This window comes from Nostoc sp. CALU 1950 (genome assembly GCF_051172895.1).
Lineage (GTDB): Bacteria > Cyanobacteriota > Cyanobacteriia > Cyanobacteriales > Nostocaceae > Nostoc > Nostoc edaphicum_A.
Genome location: NZ_JBDNJQ010000035.1, coordinates 13,713 through 34,627, shown reverse-complemented (window position 1 = coordinate 34,627; position 20,915 = coordinate 13,713). Strand labels below are relative to the sequence as shown.

21 protein-coding genes are annotated in these 20,915 nt (G+C 42.2%); 6 read left to right on the top strand and 15 right to left on the bottom strand.

Going from position 1 to position 20,915, the window contains the following annotated elements; translation table 11 throughout:
* Nucleotides 1-273 precede the first annotated feature (273 nt).
* The 4 genes from ABF638_RS12425 to ABF638_RS12410 all read right to left on the bottom strand — a co-directional run bounded on the left by ABF638_RS12425 (nt 274) and on the right by ABF638_RS12410 (nt 4,502).
* The gene (locus ABF638_RS12425) at nt 274-1,362 is read right to left on the bottom strand and encodes a sensor histidine kinase (RefSeq protein ID WP_435023011.1); all 1,089 of its coding nucleotides are present in this window, start codon (nt 1,360-1,362) and stop codon (nt 274-276) included.
* A gap of 5 nt (nt 1,363-1,367) precedes the next feature.
* Complete coding sequence (locus ABF638_RS12420; protein ID WP_435023010.1) at nt 1,368-2,078, bottom strand: response regulator; 711 nt, start codon at nt 2,076-2,078, stop codon at nt 1,368-1,370.
* A 95-nt stretch (nt 2,079-2,173) separates the two neighbouring features.
* Nucleotides 2,174-2,869, bottom strand: coding sequence for an NYN domain-containing protein (locus ABF638_RS12415; RefSeq protein WP_435023009.1), 696 nt, complete (start codon nt 2,867-2,869; stop codon nt 2,174-2,176).
* A 553-nt stretch (nt 2,870-3,422) separates the two neighbouring features.
* Complete coding sequence (locus ABF638_RS12410) at nt 3,423-4,502, bottom strand: fatty acid desaturase (RefSeq protein ID WP_435023008.1); 1,080 nt, start codon at nt 4,500-4,502, stop codon at nt 3,423-3,425.
* Between ABF638_RS12410 and ABF638_RS12405 the strand changes: the two genes are divergently transcribed.
* Complete coding sequence (locus ABF638_RS12405) at nt 4,496-4,624, top strand: hypothetical protein (protein ID WP_257798020.1); 129 nt, start codon at nt 4,496-4,498, stop codon at nt 4,622-4,624. The genes ABF638_RS12410 and ABF638_RS12405 overlap by 7 nt on opposite strands.
* Before the next feature lie 96 nt (nt 4,625-4,720).
* Here the strand turns inward: ABF638_RS12405 and ABF638_RS12400 are convergent, their stop codons facing one another.
* Together ABF638_RS12400 and ABF638_RS12395 are read right to left on the bottom strand one after the other, a co-directional pair.
* Nucleotides 4,721-5,773, bottom strand: a complete 1,053-nt coding sequence (locus ABF638_RS12400; RefSeq protein ID WP_435023007.1) for a fatty acid desaturase — start codon at nt 5,771-5,773, stop codon at nt 4,721-4,723.
* A 320-nt stretch (nt 5,774-6,093) separates the two neighbouring features.
* Complete coding sequence (locus ABF638_RS12395; protein ID WP_435023006.1) at nt 6,094-6,915, bottom strand: acyl-CoA desaturase; 822 nt, start codon at nt 6,913-6,915, stop codon at nt 6,094-6,096.
* Nucleotides 6,916-7,005: 90 nt separating this feature from the next.
* On the opposite strand from ABF638_RS12395, the gene ABF638_RS12390 reads away from it, so the two are divergent.
* Together ABF638_RS12390 and ABF638_RS12385 are read left to right on the top strand one after the other, a co-directional pair.
* Nucleotides 7,006-8,259, top strand: a complete 1,254-nt coding sequence (locus ABF638_RS12390; protein ID WP_435023005.1) for an aminotransferase class I/II-fold pyridoxal phosphate-dependent enzyme — start codon at nt 7,006-7,008, stop codon at nt 8,257-8,259.
* Nucleotides 8,256-9,107, top strand: coding sequence for an alpha/beta fold hydrolase (locus ABF638_RS12385; RefSeq protein WP_435023004.1), 852 nt, complete (start codon nt 8,256-8,258; stop codon nt 9,105-9,107). The genes ABF638_RS12390 and ABF638_RS12385 overlap by 4 nt, the downstream gene beginning before the upstream one ends.
* Before the next feature lie 308 nt (nt 9,108-9,415).
* Here ABF638_RS12385 and ABF638_RS12380 read toward each other — a convergent pair whose 3' ends face one another.
* The 5 genes from ABF638_RS12380 to carA all read right to left on the bottom strand — a co-directional run bounded on the left by ABF638_RS12380 (nt 9,416) and on the right by carA (nt 13,779).
* Nucleotides 9,416-9,718 carry a DUF1816 domain-containing protein gene (locus tag ABF638_RS12380; protein ID WP_181929125.1) on the bottom strand — a complete coding sequence of 101 codons (303 nt, stop codon included), beginning with the start codon at nt 9,716-9,718 and terminating at the stop codon, nt 9,416-9,418.
* Between the two features lie 87 nt (nt 9,719-9,805).
* On the bottom strand, nt 9,806-10,933 hold the full coding sequence (rlmB, locus tag ABF638_RS12375) for a 23S rRNA (guanosine(2251)-2'-O)-methyltransferase RlmB (protein WP_435023003.1): 1,128 nt from the start codon (nt 10,931-10,933) through the stop codon (nt 9,806-9,808).
* A gap of 92 nt (nt 10,934-11,025) precedes the next feature.
* A complete protein-coding gene (locus ABF638_RS12370) occupies nt 11,026-11,505 on the bottom strand; it encodes a Mini-ribonuclease 3 (protein WP_069071246.1) in 480 nt (159 codons plus the stop codon).
* A 580-nt stretch (nt 11,506-12,085) separates the two neighbouring features.
* Entirely contained in the window at nt 12,086-12,451 is a 366-nt protein-coding gene (locus tag ABF638_RS12365) for an STAS domain-containing protein (RefSeq protein WP_084227153.1), read from the bottom strand.
* A 164-nt stretch (nt 12,452-12,615) separates the two neighbouring features.
* Complete coding sequence (gene carA, locus ABF638_RS12360) at nt 12,616-13,779, bottom strand: glutamine-hydrolyzing carbamoyl-phosphate synthase small subunit (protein ID WP_435023002.1); 1,164 nt, start codon at nt 13,777-13,779, stop codon at nt 12,616-12,618.
* A 221-nt stretch (nt 13,780-14,000) separates the two neighbouring features.
* Here carA and ABF638_RS12355 point away from each other — a divergent pair, with 221 nt between their 5' ends.
* Entirely contained in the window at nt 14,001-15,047 is a 1,047-nt protein-coding gene (locus ABF638_RS12355; RefSeq protein WP_435023001.1) for a retropepsin-like aspartic protease family protein, read from the top strand.
* On the opposite strand, the gene trpD is transcribed toward ABF638_RS12355, so the two are convergent.
* From trpD to ABF638_RS12340, 3 genes are all read right to left on the bottom strand, one after another.
* Complete coding sequence (gene trpD / locus ABF638_RS12350; protein WP_435023000.1) at nt 14,977-16,071, bottom strand: anthranilate phosphoribosyltransferase; 1,095 nt, start codon at nt 16,069-16,071, stop codon at nt 14,977-14,979. The two genes, ABF638_RS12355 and trpD, sit on opposite strands and share 71 nt — an antisense overlap.
* An 80-nt stretch (nt 16,072-16,151) precedes the next feature.
* The gene (locus tag ABF638_RS12345) at nt 16,152-17,033 is read right to left on the bottom strand and encodes a DNA adenine methylase (RefSeq protein ID WP_435022999.1); all 882 of its coding nucleotides are present in this window, start codon (nt 17,031-17,033) and stop codon (nt 16,152-16,154) included.
* Between the two features lie 18 nt (nt 17,034-17,051).
* The gene (locus ABF638_RS12340; RefSeq protein WP_435022998.1) at nt 17,052-18,188 is read right to left on the bottom strand and encodes a hypothetical protein; all 1,137 of its coding nucleotides are present in this window, start codon (nt 18,186-18,188) and stop codon (nt 17,052-17,054) included.
* A gap of 140 nt (nt 18,189-18,328) precedes the next feature.
* Between ABF638_RS12340 and ABF638_RS12335 the strand changes: the two genes are divergently transcribed.
* A complete protein-coding gene (locus tag ABF638_RS12335) occupies nt 18,329-19,057 on the top strand; it encodes a cytochrome b/b6 domain-containing protein (protein WP_435022997.1) in 729 nt (242 codons plus the stop codon).
* 322 nt (nt 19,058-19,379) lie between these two features.
* Entirely contained in the window at nt 19,380-19,559 is a 180-nt protein-coding gene (locus ABF638_RS12330; protein WP_069071239.1) for a high light inducible protein, read from the top strand.
* A 102-nt stretch (nt 19,560-19,661) separates the two neighbouring features.
* On the opposite strand, the gene ABF638_RS12325 is transcribed toward ABF638_RS12330, so the two are convergent.
* Nucleotides 19,662-20,753, bottom strand: a complete 1,092-nt coding sequence (locus ABF638_RS12325) for a hypothetical protein (RefSeq protein ID WP_435022996.1) — start codon at nt 20,751-20,753, stop codon at nt 19,662-19,664.
* Nucleotides 20,754-20,915: the final 162 nt, after the last annotated feature.

Here is a 20,915-nt window from a genome sequence, read left to right as displayed (position 1 = left end):
GACAAAAGTAGACATAATTATTACACTCTACGCACTTCCAAAATCTCGGCATTCATCAACAAACCAAGATTTTGGATAGTTTCAAATTAGCAATTGGCTATGACATAGCCATGACTACCTTATGTCAATACCTTGTATCTCAAGGCTTTAAGTCAAGAGCAGCAAATCTCTAATTTGGTAGCTTGGAATTAAATGGGTTTGAGAGACAACAGATAAATTTCAACCCCTACCTCCTACCTCCTGCCTCCTGCCTCCTGCCTTCTTCACCCTCACTCAAGCCAAAGGTAGAAAAAACCGAAACGTACTACCAACTCCCAATTCGCTTTCTACCTGAATTTGACCGCCTTGTAGTTCAATCAAACGACGGGAAATAGTTAAACCAATACCAGTACCTCCCGAATGGCGATCGCGCGATTGGTCGGCTCGCCAGAAGCGTTCAAACACATGAGGCAAATTTTCTGGAGCAATACCAATGCCTGTATCCACAACTGCAATCCACAGTTGAGATGCTTCAGTCCCAACACTAATGGTAATTGAACCTTCGTTAGTGTAACGCACTGCATTACCTAGCAGATTAACCAACACCTGTTCTGTACGGTCAACATCTGCCAATACAGAAGGTAGGATAGATGGACATTTTAAGAGCAGAACTGGCCCATCTTCCAGCAGTTGGTCGGTAAATTTCTCCACTAATGACTCTAACAACGGACGCAGATTTACCCGTTGGATATTAATTGGCAAATAACCTGCTTCTGCCTTAGATAGTTCTTGTAAATCATTCACCAACCGTTCTAAGCGCCTAGTTTCTTTAGCTAAACGCCGATAGATTTCAGGAGACGCTTCAATTTCACCATCAGCCAGTTCTTCCAAGTAACCGCGCATCACGGTTAACGGTGTTCGTAATTCATGGGTCATATCTCCAATCACTTCTCGCCGCCGCGCTTCAACCCCTTCTAAACTGGCTGCCATCCGGTTGAAACTAGCACTCAGTCCACTGAGTTCAGGAATGTCAGATACAGGTAGTCGTGCATCCATCTGACCAGCAGCAAATTTTTGGGTGATTTGTTCCATCTCAGTCAACCGCTGCATAATCCGTCTGGATACCCAGAAACTCAATCCTCCGGCGGCGGTTGTGCCCACTAAGACTGACCAAATAGTGCTTCGTTGCCAAGCAAATTCAAATCCTGTAACCAATTCAGTGCGGATATTGATTAAGTCGAATCCCCGGTTTTCTAATCGTTCCAAATGCAAGACAAACAAGTGGGGGGAAGAGATTTTACTGATGCTCACCAGACTCGCTACTCCCACGATCATTACTACTAAGTGGGAGAAAAATAGGCGTCCTCTCAGCCCCATCTTCATAAGATTTACGCCACCAGAGGATCTTCAAATTTATAGCCCACCCCAACAACAGTTTTAATAAAAGTGGGATTGGCCGGATCAGGTTCAATCTTTTTTCGCAACCGAGCTACATGAGTATCCACCACTCGTTCATCGCCAAAAAAGTTATCTCCCCAAAGTTTATCAATTAGTTGGGTGCGATTCCAAACTCGACCAGGATTGCTGACAAAGGTGGTTAGCAAATTAAATTCTAGGGTAGTTAAGTCCAAAATTTCAACTTCCTGAGAATTCATCTGGCGACTGGCAGTGCGCTGGTCTACATCGACAATAAAATGTTGGGTACGATTGATTTGATGTTGTCCTCCTTGGCGGAGGCTACGCCTTAATAGTGCCCGCACTCTAGCTACCAATTCTCTGGGGCTAAAGGGTTTTACCATGTAATCATCAGCACCAGTAGACAAACCAATGACGCGATCGATTTCTTCACCCTTAGCCGTGAGCATCAAAATGTAAGGATCTTTTGCACCTGGTTTCTGGCGAATTCTGGCACAAACTTCCAACCCATCCAAACCCGGAATCATTAAATCTAGAATGATTAAATCAGGTGGTTGATCCTGAAACATCTGCAAAGCATTCAGACCATCGCGGCTAATGCGACAAAAAAATCCTTCTTTTTGTAAAGAGAGTTCGATTAAATGAGAAATTTCTGGTTCATCTTCAACTATTAAAATATCCATTTAAATTCAGGTTGAGCAAAATGGAAAGACTGAAGAAGACACAAAGACGCATCTTCTTTGAATGCCTCTTTGTATCACTACATCTTCGTTATTAATTAAAGGTTTGAATTTGACGCTGTTCGATAACTATAGCCAAGATTAGAATCTTTTTGAATGTGTGTTTTAATACTATCGAGGTCAATAAAGCAGTCGGCAACATCAATCAAACTTTCACTAGTCGTTGTTTGCAGACTCACCACTTCCACTCGAACACCCATTCTGCTGACAGCGTTTACAGCATAAGCTAAATCTCCATCCCCACTGACTAAAACCGCAGTATCATAATAAGGAGCTAAAGTTATCATATCTACAGCAATTTCTACATTTAGATTTGATTTTTTGAAATTCTCTGCTGCCAGGACAAGCTCTTTTGCCACTACACGATAGCCATTACGACGCATCCACAACAAAAAGCCCTGTTGCTTTTCATTGCTGAGATCAACCCCAGTATAGAAGAAAGCACGCAACAGTCTTGAACCGTTGGTTAAATGACAAAGCAATTTAACATAGTCAATTTCTATGCCCAGTTGCAAAGCTGTATGAAACAGACTTAAGCCATCAATAAAAATAGCAACTCGACCACGATTTAAACTATTAAAAATCAAACTATCAGGTGCAGGATCTCGCATCTTGGTATCTTTACCTTTGACAGCAGTATCGCTCAAATTCTGCCCTTGCCAATGGGGTTTAGCTTTGAGTACTTTAGATTCCTTAAATTCATTTCTTTGTTTGCTAAAATTAGTTATAATCATTGATACCTCTGATTTTAAAGCTAGAAAAATTTTTGGGTAAATTCTCTATAGTATAGTATGTGCTGATTTACAAACCCAGCAGGTAATGGTCTTAAGTCACTACATGCAGATAAACTTAACTGGCGCTGAATAAAATTCAAAGTAGACAGCCCAAGAGTTTGTCACTTTTCCCAGGGATGGTTTAACGAGATGTTGCCTCTGTCCACAAATATGTTAATCTTTACCCACCAAGACAGCAAGAGTCTGGAGAAAATAAATCTTTTTGTCAGGATAGGGGAAAAGATCCGCGAACGTCATCTATCTATATTTTATTTTACCTCTGTATTTTAATAACCTTGCAGTCAGTAAGTTGAGATTTAACACAGGCTCAGGACGCTCAAATACTGACAAAGTTAGAAGTACTAATAATGTAATATGCGATGCCTGCGGCGGGTTACGCCAATGCACCTCAAAAGTTAGGTTGTACTCAGGTATTTAAGTAATCTTTAATGTGATCAGCACTGACGAAAATACCAGAATCCCGACTTCTTTAAAGAAGTCGGGATTCTAAATCTTAGTCTTTAGCTAACTTGTTGTTAGATGTGTAGTAAACCTTACTACCCGTATCAGGTACAAAATGGCAGCTGACACATGAATTCCATAATGACTTCCAAATGGGTTCTTCGGATTTGTGGAAATACTCACCCATCACTGGTTTTATTGCCTCAGTTGCCTTCAGCAAATTGTAGTGAGGGATGTTAAGGAATATGTGGTGAGCAACATGAGTACCAATATCGTGATGGATATGATTAACCAAACCATAATCACGGTCAATACTAGAAATCGCGCCTTTCAGGAAAGTCCAATCTTCTCCACGATACCAGGGAAGCTCTGGCTCAGTGTGATGCAAAAATGTCACCAAATCGAGCCAAATTATAAACACAAGGTAGGGTACAGCATAATATTTCAGCAACCACATCCAACCCCATTGGTAGGTGAGGAAACCGAGTAAACCTATCATGCCAATCAAAAGTACAGTACTAGTGAGGACATCCCATTTTTCCGATGGCTTGAAAAGAGAACTACTGGGCAAAAAGTGGGAGCCTTCTTTATTAGGAGAACGCTTAAACAAATACACAGGATAAGCCAAGAGAAAAACATAATACCTGCCGATCTTTTGGGCTAAAGGCATCTCCTTATATTGTGATTCGGTCACAGGATACCAGCTTTCATCGTTATCGATATTGCCAGTATTTTTGTGATGAGTTCTGTGACTAATCCGCCAACCATGATAAGGAACAAGTATTGGTGTGTGAGAAAGATGTCCAATCAAATCATTCAGCCATTTTTGCTTAGAAAAAGATTGGTGTCCGCAGTCATGTCCGACTACAAACAAAGCCCAAAACATCGTTCCTTGCATTAGCCAGAAAATCGGGAAGAAAAGCCAAGAATCCAGGTAAGAAGCAACTGCATAAAGCAGACCAATAATCAGGATGTCACGAAAGAAGTAAAAAAGTGATTTTGTCACATTGGGCTGAAAGCATTCAGCAGGGATTGCAGCTTTTAAATCTTGAAGAGTAAAAGGCAATTTAGTCGCATCCTCAGACGTTTCGCCGCCAGGAGGATTATTGAATGTGATGGTATCTAATGGCACTGGATTCTTTTGTTAGATATAAATCGGAACTTGATTTGAGACAAAATAATCTCACCTCTAGAATGCCCACGAAACTAGCGATCGCTAACACAAAAGAGGATAATTTCTGGCAATTTACCTAACAATTTTAGTCATTAAACAATTGCCAGATTCTATTTAAACACAGCATGATAAACGCTCTCGTTGGTTCAAGAGCGTGAGTGTAATCACAGCGCTATTTATTGCTCTGTGTAATGTTCGTTGAAAGTCTTATAACCAACATCAGTTGTGTACAGTTGACACTGGTCTGTAATTTGCTTCATTAAAGGCCAAGAAAACTGACACTCATCATGGAGATAAGGCTGCCAATTCTCTTTGATGCTGCTGTAAGCTAACCGCAAATTATAAGAAGGAATAGCTGTGGAAATATGATGAGGGACATGAACATTGATATCGTGACACAAGACTTCTACCCAACGCGGATAATCGCAATGAATAGTGCCAGATAGTTGTGCTAGAGCCTCGTTCCACTTGTTCGCTGTCGCAAAAGGAACATCTGCGGCAGTATGGTGAACAATAGTAAAAGTACTCATCCAAAAATGGTAAATCATCCAGGGCACTAGCCAGAACTTGACAAATCCCCAGATACCAGTTGTAGCGACCAGAAGCGGGAAAGCGATCGCAGCAAACACAACTACTACAGCCACAGAAAGCTTGATACTCGATTGGTCTTTAGTTTTGAAGTTCCGCCAATCAAAATGCACCACAGCCCAATGTCCAATGGAACCTACCCACCAGAGGCGTTTACGCATGAACAACTTAAAAGCAGACTGCCGGGTTGTATCCCAGTTTTCAAACACTTCTGGTCTGATTGGATGCCAAGCGTTGTCCTCATCCAGCTTGTTGGTATGAGTATGGTGATAATTATGCTTAATGCGCCAACTGTGAAAGGGGTAAATTAACGGCATCATGAAGAAGTGCCCCACCAAATCATTTACCCAACGACGTTTGGCAAAAGACCTGTGACCACAATCATGGCCAATTACAAAAAAGCCTGTTAAAGCAGTGCCCGTAAAAATCCAAGCTAGGGGCAAAAGAAACCAAGGAGTGATAATCAAGCTGTAATAACCCAAGGCAACTGCCAAGACACTGAGCAATGCTTGTGTCCAAGCTTTGCGACGGCTCTGCTGAAAACATTCCCGTGGCAGGGTTTTGACAATATCTTTGAGCCGGAAGTCGGAATTACCAGGCTCGTCACTTAGTTTCTGGCTATTAATTATTGATGTAGTCATGAACACCTGAAAAACAACAAACTCCTACACCAAGTCACTCAAAAAGTGGCTCGCCGCAAAATTTCTTAATATTAGCGCTTCGGATTATAGCAACCTAACCGACACAAGCGCACCCGTAAATAAACTTTTGAAAAGTGAGGAGTTAAGGGTTAGGAGTGATGAGTGAGGAGTGATGAGTTAGGAGTTTAGATTCTTAACTCACGCCTGATGTGAATTAGAAACGCTCCTTGTCTCATATAAATCGACGGCAACATAAACATTTCAACGCCTGATTCACACCCTCACGTAACTCCAAACTCCAAACTCCTAGCTCCTAGCTCCTAACTAGTTTTTGTTGGGGCCAACTTTACATTAGTAGCCAGACCAACTGCTTGTAGCAATTGAACTGTCATCCAGGTTAAATCGATTTCCCACCATTCCAGCCCATGACGAGCTGAGTATTGAAAAGCATGATGGTTATTATGCCAGCCTTCACCGAAAACTAGTACGGCTACCCACCAGCAATTAGTCGATTTATCACCAGAATCATAGCTCTGATAGCCAAATTTGTGAGTGGCGCTGTTCACCAACCAAGTGCAGTGATAAACCCAGACAATGCGAACAAAAATACCCCAAATAACAAACGGCCAGCCACCCAGAAGCAAAAGTAATACTCCCAGAGCAACCTGGATCAAAATGAAATATTTTTCTAAAAACTGATAAACTGGGTCTTCGGCAATGTCTTTGGTGAAACGAGGAACATCAGCGTGAGCGGGACAATAATGAGTCAGCCAACCCATGTGGCTCCACCAGAAGCCTTTATTGGAATCATGGGGATCTGTGTCAGTATCAGAGTTTAAATGATGAATGCGATGTGTCCCGACCCACTCAATTGGGCCTCCTTGACACGAGAGTGTGCCGAAGAAAACCAAGAGATACTCTAGCCACTTGGGAGTTTGAAAACTGCGGTGGGTGACAAGGCGGTGAAATCCTAGAGTAACTCCTAAACCACCTGTTACCCAGTACAGCAAGAAACCCACACCAACTGCCGTCCAGCTAAAGTTACCAGGAACAAAGGCAAATAAAGCGCCGATGTGCAGTCCAATGAAAAACAGGGTATTAACCCAGTTAATTTGAGGTTTGGTTGAAGTAGCAATTGTCATGCAGTAACCTGAATTTGAATTTTCCAGCCTAGTATGTGGGATCTTAAAATCCGCATATCTATAATTTAATTTTTTTTGAACGAGGAACTGATGAACAGCTTAGAACAGCTGCGGCAAGCAGAACAGGCACTATTAGAAATTTTTTCTGGAATTGACACTCAGGTCAAGCATAATCTAAAACGAGTGCTGGATGCTTTTCGTAATCACCGTGTAGGCGCACACCACTTTGCTGGTGTAAGTGGCTATGGTCACGATGATTTAGGACGAGAAACTTTAGATAAAGTTTTTGCCGAAGTTATGGGTGCTGAAGCTGCGGCGGTGCGAGTTCAGTTCGTTTCGGGAACTCATGCGATCGCTTGTGCTTTGTTTGGTGTTCTCCGTCCCGGAGATGAAATGTTAGCAGTGGTCGGTTCTCCCTACGATACGCTTGAAGAAGTCATTGGTTTACGGGGTCAAGGTCAAGGCTCACTTATTGAGTTTGGCATAAATTACCGCCAATTGGAGCTAACCCCAGAAGGAACTATAGATTGGCAAGCTTTAAGTACTAGTGTGGCTGAAAACACTCGTTTAGTCTTAATTCAGCGCTCTTGTGGCTATTCTTGGCGTCCTAGTTTATCTGTTGCCGATATAGAAAAAATCGTTCACTTAGTCAAACAGCAAAACCCTAACACCGTTTGCTTTGTGGATAACTGCTACGGCGAATTTATTGAAACAAAGGAACCTACAGCCGTAGGTGCTGATTTAATGGCGGGGTCATTGATTAAAAATCCTGGTGGTACTATTGTCAGCGCTGGCGGTTATGTTGCCGGTCGCGCCGACTTAGTAGAAGCATCTGCCTGTCGCCTCACTGCTCCTGGTATCGGGAGTTATGGCGGTGCTACTTTTGACCAAAATCGCCTGTTGTTCCAAGGCTTATTTCTAGCGCCGCAAATGGTGGGAGAGGCGATGAAAGGGACTTATCTAACTGGTTATGTATTTGATCAACTCGGTTATCCAGTAAATCCCGCTCCCCTGGCTCCCCGTGGAGATGTAATTCAGGCGATTAAACTTGGTTCTGCCGAAAAGCTAATTGCTTTCTGTAAAGCAATACAACAGCATTCTCCCATTGGTTCTTACTTAGACCCTATTCCAGATGAAATGCCGGGGTATGAGAGCAAGGTAGTCATGGCTGGGGGGACATTTATTGAAGGGAGTACTTTGGAATTATCAGCCGATGGGCCTTTGCGTGAACCGTATGTGGTTTATTGCCAGGGGGGGACTCATTGGACTCATGTGGCGATCGCACTGGAGGCTGCAATCGATGCAATTGGCAGTATCGACAGACAGGAGAATCGTAAGGAATGAGCGATCGCTATAATCGTACTACTGCTAGACGCCTGAATGTCTACATCCAAGGTCAAGGATTTCCGATTTTGGGCTTACACGGTCATCCTGGCTCTGGTCGTAGTCTTTCTGTCTTTACCAATCATTTATCACAACGCTATAAAACTTTTGCCCCTGATTTACGTGGATACGGCAAAAGTCGCTGCAATAGCAATTTTGAGATGAATGATCATTTGACTGATTTAGAAGCGCTGCTAGACCGCTTGGAGATTGAAAAGTGCCTAGTATTGGGATGGTCACTTGGCGGCATTCTAGCAATGGAGTTGGCATTACGTTTGCCAGAGCGGATTACTGGGCTGATTTTGGTGGCGACAGCCGCAAAACCCCGTGGCAGTCATCCACCTATAACTTGGCAGGATAATTTATATACTGGTGTTGCTGCCCTACTTAACTATATAAAACCAAGTTGGCAATGGAATATTGAAACTTTTGGTAAGCGATCGCTTTTCCGATACTTAATCCAACAACATACATCTACCAGTTACAACTACATCGCCAAGGAAGCAGTGCCAGCTTATTTGCAAACCTCTCCTGCTGCTACTCGCGCTCTCTATACTGCAATTCAATCGGGATACAACCGACTTCTAGATTTGCAACAAATTCAATGTCCTAGTTTAGTACTTGCTGGTGAAAAAGACCGCCACATCACATCTGATTCCAGCTTACAAACTGCTCAACACCTCCAAAATTCCCAGTGGCAGTGCTATCCCAACACCGCCCATCTTTTCCCGTGGGAAGTTCCCCAACTGATGCTCAGGGACATTGACCATTGGCTGGAAGAACATCCGCAGGTAATTGGTAGTCAATAATAATTACTAATTCGTAATTACGCTCCTACGGACGCTCTTTCCTCTCTACGAGACGCTGCGCGAACGCTACCGCTAACGTAATTAAGTTTTGTAACGGGGATTTAGAAAGAGCCACAAAACTTGCCTATGAAAAAGCAGGGGAATTAAACCCCCAGAATTAGTTAAAAATTTTGACTGTTGACGAAGAAGAAATGGAGAGGGAATATGTGGTGACGCGGTGAGTGAAAAAGACTTGGTAACGCAGTCAAAGAATTATCTGTGTCTCCATGTCTTTACATCTTTGCGTCCTATTCATTCTCTGGCCTAAATTAAATTTGACCGCCAAAGGCAGGCTGTACTTTGCGGTCAAATCTTTCCCCCAAGTCTTCAGCGATGGTTAAGGTATTAGGTTTACAGCGTTTGATATGCACAACAATTCCCTGTGCTCCTTCTGTCTCCAAATCTTCTATATATCCAATGCTTGACAATTTGGCATCAGAAGAATTCAGAAATGGCCCGAAGTAGTACGTGCAGCGGGGATTCTGCGTCACAATCTCTACCCACCAAGCCAAGCCGATGTAGTCGAATGTGTTAATTAACACTTCCTTGAGGTTACGCCAAATGGTTTTCATGGTTTTTTCCGATTTATAAACGTGCTACAGGGTGTTAAACGATATCGTGCTTTATTATCTTTTACATTTCTTTATACTCTGTTACTGTTATTTTTTCAAAGAGATTTTTTGTAATCTATCTAAGTGCAGCGTATTTTGCGATCGCTGACGATAAATTTCATAAAGCGCCATACCCGCTGCTACCGAGGCATTGAGGCTGGGAGTCTTACCTTGTAGAGGAATCGATACTAAGAAATCACAAGAGCGTTGAGTCAACATACCCAGACCTTCGCCTTCTGAGCCGATTACCAAAACGATTGGGCCAGTAAAATTGACTGTATGCACGGGTTCGCTCCCACTTGCAGCGGTGCCGTAAATCCAAAAGCCAGCTTCTTTTAATTCTTCTAAGGCGCGGCTGAGGTTGACAACTCTAGCTACAGCAAAATTTTCTAAAGCACCTGCTGCCACTTTCATGACAGTGGAAGTGATCCCAGATGCCCTTCTTTGGGGAATCACCAATCCTTGAGCGCCTATTGCTTCGGCGGTACGAATAATTGCTCCCAAGTTGTGGGGATCAGTAATTCCATCAGCCACGACAATTACGGGATCGGTTACAGATTTGGCTTTTTCCAGTAGATCGGGTAATTCGATGTAGGCGTAGGGAGCAATTTGTGCCGCCACACCTTGGTGATTAGCCCCGTTGGTGAGATGGTCTAAACGCTTGGGTTCAACCTCATCAATCACTGTGCCATTTTCCTTTGCTTGCAAGAGAAAATGGTGAAAGCTGGGATCGTAGCGCAGACGGGTAGTAATCCAGAGACGGTTCAGATTGCGCTGATTTTGCAACGCACTCAATACTGGATGGCGACCGTAGATGAGATCGCTATCTTCTGTCGATTCTGTAGATACAGACGCCTGGGAGAAGTTGTTATTTCGTTGTCGGGAGTTGCCATAACTAGGGTTGCTATCTATTTTCCGAGGATTGCGAGTCGGATTAACAACAGAGATGGTGTTGCCATCTACTTTCCTGGGGTTGTGAGTCGGATTAGCAACAGAGGAGGGTTTGCCATCTACTTTCCTGGGGTTGTGAGTCGGATTCGCAACAGAGGTGGGTTTGCTATCTATTTTCCGAGGATTACGAGTGGGATTAGTAACAACACGCTTACCTTTAAGTTTTACGGGTTGTCCACGATTTGGTTCGCTAGAAGTATTAACTTTTCTTGGTTTATTCTGCATTTTAGTTATGGATATAGCGTATGGTCGACAATCTCGATTACCTCAATTTCTTGAACCTAATCTGCTGCTGTAGCTACTGTGAAATTGAGTTTTCACTCTTTTTCTATATGAAGTATTTGCAACAGTTCGGTTAGACGCTGGTAATCAGTGAGATATAAGTAGCCAACTAAGGTTTCTAAACTAGTTGCCTGTTGATAAATTTCGGGATTAAGTCGCTTAGGGCGTCCTGTAGCGGCGTTTCTACCCCGTCGGACAATTTCTAATTCGGTATCCCTGAGATGAGGAATCAGCGATCGCAAATGTAGCGCTTGTGTTTCCGCTCTTACCTGCTCCACTACCAGACGATGGTAAATTCCTGACCGCTGCAATGGCAGCAGATAGAAGATTCTAACATACAACTCATAAATTGCATCCCCCAAATATGCTAAAGCACTAGGAGAAATTTGTTGCACTTGTGAGAGGGAAATCTGTTGGAATGGCGCTGTGGTTGCCAAGAGTGCTTGATTCCAAGATAAACTCTGTTTGGGAGTTTTATCTTGTCCATCTAATAGCTCTTCCTCCTGTGACTTCACAAATAAATCATTCCTTCACTGGCTCTATTTGGTAGGCATTCTTCGCAAAGACTGATTTTTCTGAAGTATGCCGTGATAGTATACTTAGCATAATCAATACTATCAAAGTTACTTCCTAATTTCATCTTTTTGATTGAGAGTTGGCACTTTAAATCACCCTAATGTCAACGCCTGTAAACCAAATTTCGCCTACTTCTTGTGGTGTTTGCTTAATATAGGGTAAAATTCTGACATCAAATTCACCCTTCTACTCAATAGCATTGCCATACTTACTTAGTAAGCGACAATTTCCCACTATACAGTATTAAGTCAAGTCTACCTATAGAAAAATCTGTTAGCTTTGTATTTCTTACAAATTTCTCACACTTGATTGCTTATCCAATATTCTAGCCAACGATTACATACCCAATAACTGGGTGTTTATATCTTTAAGTTATTGCTCAACTTTAAACATAATAGCTCAACTGGCTTTGTCCCTCTCCCACAAGGAGAGAGGTTTTTTGCCAGAAGTTTTAAAAATTAAGCTATCCGATGTTGAATCTGGATAGCTAAATTGAACTCTCAGGTCGAGCAATCAAGACTACTTGACGTTTTCTAGAGCGTCTTCAACTGATTTTTGCAGGGAGAGAAACTTCTCTAGGCGAACAAGCTTGACCGTTTGAGTTACGCGGGCATTCGTGACAATTTGCAAAGTGCCATCAGCAGTTTGAGCTTGCTTGGCGAGCTGCACCAGAGCACCCAAGCCAGAGCTATCAACAAAGTCAATTTGTGAGAGATCCAAAATAATATGCTTAGGGCCCTCGTCAATCTTGCTGCCAAGTGTCTTGCGAAATGTCGGCTCAGAAAAAGCATCTAACAAACCTGTGAGGCGGAATAGCTGACAGTTATCCCGGACTTCACGAGTGCCTCTCAGGCTAACGGTTAGATTTAGTGGCTCAGCAATAATTCCCTCCTCATGAGTTAAAGTGAACGCTCAAGTATAGATGGTTTTTGAGCAAATTGTCTACAATCTGTTGGAATAGGGGATTGGGCATTGGGCATTGGGCATTGGGCATTGGGCATTGAAAAACTCTTCCCTATTCCCCAGTCCCCAATCCCCATTCCTCATTTTTACCTCACCTCAGCCACAGCTTGACGTGCTGTTCTCATGGATTGGACAAATTGCTCAAATAAGTAATCAGCATCGTGGGGGCCAGGACTGGCTTCTGGATGATACTGTACGGAGAATACAGGTAGAGATTTGTGACGTACCCCGGCAATGGTGCGATCGTTTAAGTTCAGGTGGCTGATTTCTACAACTGCCGTAGGTAAAGAATCTGGATCAATAGCAAAACTATGGTTTTGGCTAGTAATTTCTACCCGTTGTTGTAATCCTGCCGGCTGATTTAAACCACGATGACCAAATTTTAGTTTATAGGTTTCTGCCCCTAGTGCATGACCTAAAATTTGGTGTCCCATACAAATACCAAAAATGGGTTTTTCACTTAACAGGAGGGCTTTTGCAGTTGCAATCCCTTCAGTGACAGCAGCAGGGTCGCCAGGCCCATTAGAAAGAAACACACCATCTGGATTGTATTTGAGAATTTCCTCTGGTGGTGTATCAGCAGGTACAACAATCACCCGACAACCGTAACTTACTAGGCGACGCAAGATATTACGTTTTATGCCAAAGTCAAGGGCAACAACGGTAAAGGCTTCCCCAAGATTTTCCGCAGCTTCAGAATTGAATTGCCAAGCTGGAATGGTGGGATCTGACCATTCATAAGCCGTTGGGGTGGTGACTTCACGAACCAGATTTAATCCTGCCATGTTGGGAGCCGCTAGTACCTGCTCTAGCAATTCCGCTTCATCAAGAATGGTTGTAGAAATGCCACCATTCATGGCTCCGAACATCCGAATTTTGCGGGTGAGGGCGCGGGTATCGATGCCGTAGATTCCTGGTATTTGGTTTTGTTTAAGGTAGTCAGGTAAAGATTGTGTCGATCGCCAGTTACTCGGTCGTTGACAAATATTGCGTGCGATCGCACCCCGCACTTGGGGGCCATCTGATTCTTCATCTTCAGGATTAATGCCAGTATTGCCTAATTCCGGATAGGTAAAAATGACTATTTGACCACAGTAACTAGGATCAGTCAGGACTTCTTGATAGCCGGTCATGCCAGTGTTGAACACCACTTCTCCGATCGCGGTTCCCGTTGCACCGAAAGACCAACCGCGATAAGTGGTTCCATCTGCCAAGACTAGTAAAGCAGGTATTGCGTCAGACAGGGGCATAGTAAATTGGGGAGTGGGGAGTGGGGATCGGGGAGTGGGCATTGGGCATTGGGAAAACTCTTCTCTATTCCCTATTCCCTATTCCTTACTCCCCAATACTGCGATTGCTAATTATCCCATGAGTTGGGCAATTGGGAGTTTTTAAAATGGTTAATTAAAATTAAAAGAGAATTAAAGTAGCTGGATTGGATTTGGCAAAGCTTGGGCAGTTAAAATTAATTATGCTTCAGTCCTTTTTATCCCGTGCAACCCTAATTTTTGTCTCAAGCACTCTAGCGGTTTTGTGTGTTGGCTGTAGTCAAGACAAACGAAACACTGCAACTGGTGGCAATGAGCAACCCACGCCAATTGGGGATCTGGCATCAGTACAGCCTGCCGTCGAACCAGCAACACCAGCAGCTACCCCAACACAGCCACTAGATACTTCTGAAAGTGAACCCAGTGTTTTTGAGATGGGGCTAGATAAAGCCGTTGGCGCTTGGAGTATCAGCCAATCGGCTCAATCTTCAGATGATTGGAAATTGGTGGCGAGTCAATACCAGGATGCGATCGCGCTGATGCAAAAAGTCCGGCGACAAACCCCAGAATTTGCCTTTGCTCAATCCAAAATCACAGAATATCAGCGCCAAATCAAATATGCCAAACAGAAAGCTACTCCTCGCCCTGTACCGTTGCCAATTGCCGAACCTCGGAAGAGAATAGTTGTTACCGTTCCCCAGATAGCAACCGCACCAAAGTTCACCTCACCTCGTATAGCCACAAAACCTTTACCAGCAGACTCAGGTTTCCCTTCATCAGTAATGCTGATTCCAGATCAAGCAGTATTTACAGCCCCAATTAAAAGGCGGGCTGGTGGGACGCCAATTGTGGAAGTTACTTTCAATGGCCAGGAGAAATTTGAGATGATTGTGGATACGGGAGCCAGTGGCACTGTAATCACCCAAGAGATGGCAAATACCTTGAGAATAGTGGCAGTAGGGAAAGCGAAGGCAAATACCGCTAGTGCTAGAGCTGTAGAATTTCCCGTGGGTTATGTTAATTCGATGGCAGTTGCTGGGGTGATAGTGAATAAAGTACCAGTAGCGATCGCAGGTGCGGAACTAGAAATTGGACTTCTAGGACATGACTTTTTTGGCAATTACGATGTCACCATCAAACGTAATATCGTAGAATTTCGTCCGCAATTGCGATCGCAAATCAATTCCCCAGAAACTCAACTAACTGCTCCAATTTCGTCCAAGCAGCCCCACTTTGTAGGATATCCTTAGCGATTTTAATCCCCTCGGCGTGATCTAGCAGTGCGATCGTACCCGCTACTTGCAGCGCTAACGACGCATTCAACGCTACTGCATCTTGTTGTGCTTGAGTTCCCTTACCTTGGAGTACCGCCTTGAGAATCACCGCATTCTCTTGGACATCGCCACCCCGAAGCATACCGATGGGAGCAGGTGTTAAATCCAAATCTAGGGGATTAATGGTAGTTAACTGCACTTCTCCATCTGATAACACCGCCAAATCAGTTTCATCTCCTAACCCAGCCTCATCGAGTTTTTCTCGCCCATGCAGCACAATTGCCTTTTCCTTGCCCAAATTCTGTAAAGCTTGGGCAACAGTTGCCAAAAGTTTGGGAGTAAATAAGCCCACCACTTGCCCAGTTGGACGCAAGGGATTTACTAACGGCCCAAGCAAATTAAACACTGTTCGTACCCTGAGAGTTCGCCGTAATGAAGCAACCGCCTTAAGTGCTGGATGCCAACCAGGGGCAAACAAGAAAGTGATCCCCACCTCTTGCAGTGCGGCTTGCACCTTGTCACTGGATGCACTCAAGTTTACACCCAAGGCTTCCAATACATCTGCGCTTCCTGTGAGACTTGAAGCTGAACGATTGCCGTGTTTGGCCACAGGTACACCAGATGCTGCGGCGACAAAAGCAACCGCTGTAGAAATATTAAAGGTTGAAGAACCATCTCCACCAGTGCCACAGGTATCAATTAGAGGGATTGGGGATTGGGTAGATTCTTGCCCAGTCCCCAGTCCCCAGTCACCAGTCCCCAGTTTTGATTGGGATTGTAATACTTCAGCCATACCAGTCAATTCGTCGGCAGAAATCCCTCTAAAGTTCAGCGCTGTTAAAATTGCTCCTGATAACTCTGGGGGAACCGCTTCACTGAGCCATCCTTGCATCAATTCAGCAGCTTGAGTACGAGACAAGGATTGACCATCTATTAATTGTTGCAGCAGGATATACCAGCTAGCAGAGGATTCTTGAGCAGGGATTGGGGAAATTGTCATAGCTAAGGTTTGTATGTTGTAGCTATATTGAGAGCTATGGGGTTATCCTACCGGAAAATTGAAAGCTATCAAAATTAGGTTTAAATCTCCAGACTCAATTGCAAAGCTGGATTAGCAAGATTCTGAACTTGTGATTTTTTCTCCAAATAAAGTTTAACTTCGTAATTAGTAATGAATAATTCTTTACCTTTAGCTGCACCACTCTGTTTATAGTTATTCATGCCATACTGCAATTCCCACTCTGAAATATTAGCCCATTGAAAATTTTCTCGAATTTGCGTTGAGTTATCGTAGGTAATTAGCCAGCGATGATGACATTGTTGCAAAAGTTCAGCAAATCTCTGATGTTCAAAAGAAGTGTGTAAGTCACCATCTTTACCATATAGCTTTGATTTAGTAGCACTAAAATATGGTGGATCTAAAAATAAAAATACATCTTCTCCTTCTGATTTTAATAGGTGGCTGTAATCCAAATTAGTAATTTGGACGTTTTCTGATAGAATATTTTCTAGCTTTTCTAGTCGTTCTATTGAAGAATTAGTAAATCTCTTATGAAAAGCTTCTTGGGAAAAACCACCTGATTCTACAGTTCCTGAAAAAGTAATTCTATTGAGTACGAAAAACCTAACCGCTCTTTCTAAATCAGATAAATTATTGACATCTACACTAGTTAATTCTGTAAAGAGTAGTTTACCATCTGTATATTTGACTTTAATATGTCGAATTTCTTGAACTAATTGAGGTAGCTCAGATTGGGCAGACTTCCAGAACAAAAAGAGTTCGCGGTTTAAATCGTTAATCCAAATTTTGAGATGAGGAAACTTTTGTCTTAAATAGATAAATACAGAACCACCACCCACAAAAGGCTCTCGAAATTCTGAAAAGCTCTCTGGCAAGTATTCAGCTATTTGATTTATTGCTTTTGACTTACCGCCAGGATATCGTAAAGGACTTTTAATCATAACCAAGAATTATAATGTTTAAAAATTACTGGATACTTCTATTTTAAGTCTCTGATTATTTTGAGCTTCTAAAGCCAATTTTTTGATAATTAGTTTTTGATTGGTATTAAAAATCTTAATATTAACTTCTAAAAAATATTCTAGTTCTTCTAGTGATGCATCTGGAAAGACAATAGAACCAATAACATTGTTACCTGTAAGCTTGAGCTTTGTAACAAATGATACTTCCTGATCATTCAATATTAAAGAATCTAAATTAGAAAATAAAATTAGCTTGAATAAACCATCTTGAATATCAGGGAGCTTTGGCAAAGATGCTGTTGAAGTATTTTTTGACTCTTGTATGATATACATGTTGTTCTCGAATATTATCTCATCAGGAGTCAAATAGTAAATTCCGCCAAGATAGTTTTCAATACTAAAAGTTGCTTTTAATCCATCTACTAAATATTCTAGTTTATGAGAAGTCAGTGCTTCTCTCTTACTAGCACTCTGAGAACCTTTAAGAGAAATATTCTTAAATTCCTCAAACTCTTCTCTGATTTTATGTAAATATTTATCTAATCCTTCTCGTGAGTGAATTATTACTCCAGTTTGATGAAAAATAGAATCATAAGAATCTAGAGCTTTTTCAAAAGTTTGTGTAAATCTTTCTTCAAATAGATTCTTATTCCAATGAAGTGCGCTTTGGCGATATGCTAATATCTCGCTGATTTGAAATTTAACAAAATCATTAGCAAATTTCTGATCACTCAACTTATTCTTATTACTTTGCCCTTTTTTAGTACTTTTTTTTGCTGTTTCGTAATAAGCAAGTACTATATAGATATTAAGCAAATTCATCCAAGAAATTGTAGAGTATTGAATTTTATCTATATCGCCATCTTTGCCTTCATCTTTAATCACCGGGATAATAGTTATAACTTTCGATGAATTATATGTATTATAAATTCTGGCAAATGGATAACTTCGGGTTCTCTTAGGTGATACCCATTTTGAATAAGCAATTTCAGTTGTAGGTGATTTGATTAATCCATAACCCCTTTCTTTATTGACATCAAATACATCTAAACTAATCCTACTTAAATTATCATCCAAGTAAGTTTTATAGGTCACTCCTTTGATAAATCCTGTAAAATGCAGAACTTCTGCCATATATTCAAATTTTTCTTAATATTTCTCTTTGCCATAGTTTAGTTCAGCATTGGCTATTAAAGCATAGAAATGACCAAGCAAGAGTTAATTTTCTCCTGAATGGCTACAATTTTCTGAAGTAAGCTACCAAGGCTCATTTTATGCCCCGTTCTGCACCCTATCAACCTTTGTTCTTGCGAATTCTTCACGGCTTAAGTGGAATTTTAGTTATCGCAGCAATTATTACCGGGTTTCTAGTTTACAACACTTACGATCGCAGATTTGGCAGAATCCCATTTCCTCAAATTGGCGATATTCAGGGCATTCACGGCACTTTTGCATTATGTTTTTTGCTTGTTCTGCCTGCTTTTGCCCTCTATAGTTTTCATGCTGGACAAAAGCGCCTTGTTCAATCTGATTCTTGGCGGCAACTAACCCAGGTTGGCAAGCCGATTTGGTGGGTTAGCTTGCAACGTCTGGCAAATACTCTCATGCTTATCGCCGCTATTTTGGCTGTGAACTCTGGCAGGATGATGAAGGAAGAGTGGCTTCCAGCAGGACAGCTACATCATATTTGGTACTCACTCCACCTTTGTGCTTGGGTTGTGATGGTTGGCTGTGTGGCGATTCATGTTTTGATGTCTACCAAGGTGGGTGGTGCGCCGTTGTTACTCTCTATGTTTTCGCGGAAGTTTCGCCCAGAAGATAGCCCTGCTGAATGGTCTAGTCGTTTCCGTGCTTGGTTGACTAGTTTACAAACTAACTTGGGTGCGGGAATGAATAATTTTATGCAAAACAATTTTTACCTCAGAATTATTGAGGTGATTGTACTGGGTGGAATTCTGACGGCGTTTGTCTTACCTGTATTTTTTCCCGGTAGTGAGTCATAGGTCAATACGCTTGGGTTAAGGGCGAATTGTACAAAATTGTGGGTTTTCGAGACGCGATAAATCGCCGTTTCTATAAGACGCGATAAATCGTCGTCTCTACAAGTTTTTTGGTCTTATCTGAACTGTATTGAGTCATAGGTAATTGGCTGTTGCTGCGTAGCTTGCCGCCGTAGGGATCGCAAACTTGTTAAGATAAAACTACGTACCCGTAATATATGCTGCTGAATTTTAACTTGATTTTATGTTGCATTCTCGTAAAAATCTGTTACATTACTTTACATGCAGTTATAACTGTTACAACATAAAGCTCGGAGTATTATTTATGGCAGACGTTAAGAAGACTACGCCTTCAGTTTCAGAAGATCCTAATGCTTTGCGCTGGGGCTTTACTCCTCAGAGCGAAAACTGGAACGGTCGTTTTGCAATGATTGGTTTTTTATCCGCCGTTGCACTTGAAGTATTTTCTGGTCAAGGGATTTTACACTTCTGGGGCATCCTTTAAATTTAAACGTTTTTACCTTCATTAGATTATGAGGCAAGGCGAGGACTAGTAAAATTGTCTGCCTTGCCTCATAATCTCAAGAATTAGAAAACTCGCCAGCAACTACCGTGATGAGCGAAATATTACACGACCAGGAGATTCTTCTTGATTAATTCGCGTATATACTCGGAGACAAGTTAAGACTTCGCCTGGAATACCACCACAATCTAGTTGTAAGTCATCCTTAGATGAAGCACAGATATCTGCATAAAGTCCCGATAATTGGCGAATTCGCACTTCATTACCTGCATTAATCGCTTCATCAGTGACTTTCTTCAGAATGCGTCGTGATTCGTGCTGTAGCTTACCCCACCAAGAATAGCGTTCAGCTGGTGGTACGAATACTAGGGAATGTATGGCTTCGTCCATGTCAATCCAAGCACGGAGAATTGACAGGGGATCAGTGTTTTTTTCAGCTTTTTGGGTGCGTTGGAAGCGATCGCTTAAAGCATCAATATATTGATGTCGTTGTTCTGGTTTGGAGTGTAAGGAAACGACATCAAAGCCAAAAACGCTCTTTAAAGCATGATGTAAATCTGGGTCTATTTCGATAAAATTCATATATAAAAATAGGAATGCCGCTGGTAAATCGGATGCATTCCCTTGGGTATTTTGAGAATTTGAAAGTGCTTGTTGATACAATCTCAGCCCCTGAGTTTGAACAGTACCACTAAGTCCAGGGTAGATAATTTCATCACGGATAAAGGGAAGTTGAAAGAGGTTAGAATTATCTGCGATCGCACCAACTTCTTGAGCTAAATCCAAGGTGCGCGATCGCCAAGTTGTAGCCAAATCCTCTGGGACTCGCAGCAGTTTACGTTGAATTTCATTCCACAAATCAGAATCCGTTGTGCTTTGCAGTTGAGAATTACCCAGATAATAATTAAGTTCTGAGTCAGAATTAAAAGCTTCCCGCAGGTGACTGAGTTTTAAATCAGCTGGCGCATCTTCCCAACCAATATTTTGCTGTGGGGGTTCAGGTTGCAACAGGTTATGAAGTTCTTGCAGCACCTCATCGCATATTTCAGATCCAGGATCTAGTGGAAATTCTGTGCGAGCCTGATTTAAAGTAGCCTCTAGTCCATACAAACTAAACCGCAGTAACCGGGCTAACTCTGAGTTTTCTACCTCTAATAATTGACGCAAGTGCTGCATGAATATCACCTCCAAATATTACCTGTATGTGAAGCGAATTAACTTGGCAAACCTCTGCGTATCTTTGCGTTTACTCCGCGCCCCTTTGCGTTTAAAAATCTTAATTTTTTTCAACGCAGAGGAACGCATTCGCGAAGCGTCTCGCAGAGAAGGTTAGCGCAG

Coding starts and splice junctions, on each gene's coding strand:
- ABF638_RS12425 (WP_435023011.1), bottom strand. CDS start 1,362: ATGAAGATGGGGCTGAGAGGACGCCTATTTTTCTCCCACTTAGTAGTA.
- ABF638_RS12420 (WP_435023010.1), bottom strand. CDS start 2,078: ATGGATATTTTAATAGTTGAAGATGAACCAGAAATTTCTCATTTAATC.
- ABF638_RS12415 (WP_435023009.1), bottom strand. CDS start 2,869: ATGATTATAACTAATTTTAGCAAACAAAGAAATGAATTTAAGGAATCT.
- ABF638_RS12405 (WP_257798020.1), top strand. CDS start 4,496: ATGGCACTGGATTCTTTTGTTAGATATAAATCGGAACTTGATTTGAGA.
- ABF638_RS12400 (WP_435023007.1), bottom strand. CDS start 5,773: ATGACTACATCAATAATTAATAGCCAGAAACTAAGTGACGAGCCTGGT.
- ABF638_RS12395 (WP_435023006.1), bottom strand. CDS start 6,915: ATGACAATTGCTACTTCAACCAAACCTCAAATTAACTGGGTTAATACC.
- ABF638_RS12390 (WP_435023005.1), top strand. CDS start 7,006: ATGAACAGCTTAGAACAGCTGCGGCAAGCAGAACAGGCACTATTAGAA.
- ABF638_RS12385 (WP_435023004.1), top strand. CDS start 8,256: ATGAGCGATCGCTATAATCGTACTACTGCTAGACGCCTGAATGTCTAC.
- ABF638_RS12380 (WP_181929125.1), bottom strand. CDS start 9,718: ATGAAAACCATTTGGCGTAACCTCAAGGAAGTGTTAATTAACACATTC.
- rlmB (WP_435023003.1), bottom strand. CDS start 10,933: ATGCAGAATAAACCAAGAAAAGTTAATACTTCTAGCGAACCAAATCGT.
- carA (WP_435023002.1), bottom strand. CDS start 13,779: ATGCCCCTGTCTGACGCAATACCTGCTTTACTAGTCTTGGCAGATGGA.
- ABF638_RS12355 (WP_435023001.1), top strand. CDS start 14,001: ATGCTTCAGTCCTTTTTATCCCGTGCAACCCTAATTTTTGTCTCAAGC.
- trpD (WP_435023000.1), bottom strand. CDS start 16,071: ATGACAATTTCCCCAATCCCTGCTCAAGAATCCTCTGCTAGCTGGTAT.
- ABF638_RS12345 (WP_435022999.1), bottom strand. CDS start 17,033: ATGATTAAAAGTCCTTTACGATATCCTGGCGGTAAGTCAAAAGCAATA.
- ABF638_RS12340 (WP_435022998.1), bottom strand. CDS start 18,188: ATGGCAGAAGTTCTGCATTTTACAGGATTTATCAAAGGAGTGACCTAT.
- ABF638_RS12335 (WP_435022997.1), top strand. CDS start 18,329: ATGCCCCGTTCTGCACCCTATCAACCTTTGTTCTTGCGAATTCTTCAC.
- ABF638_RS12330 (WP_069071239.1), top strand. CDS start 19,380: ATGGCAGACGTTAAGAAGACTACGCCTTCAGTTTCAGAAGATCCTAAT.
- ABF638_RS12325 (WP_435022996.1), bottom strand. CDS start 20,753: ATGCAGCACTTGCGTCAATTATTAGAGGTAGAAAACTCAGAGTTAGCC.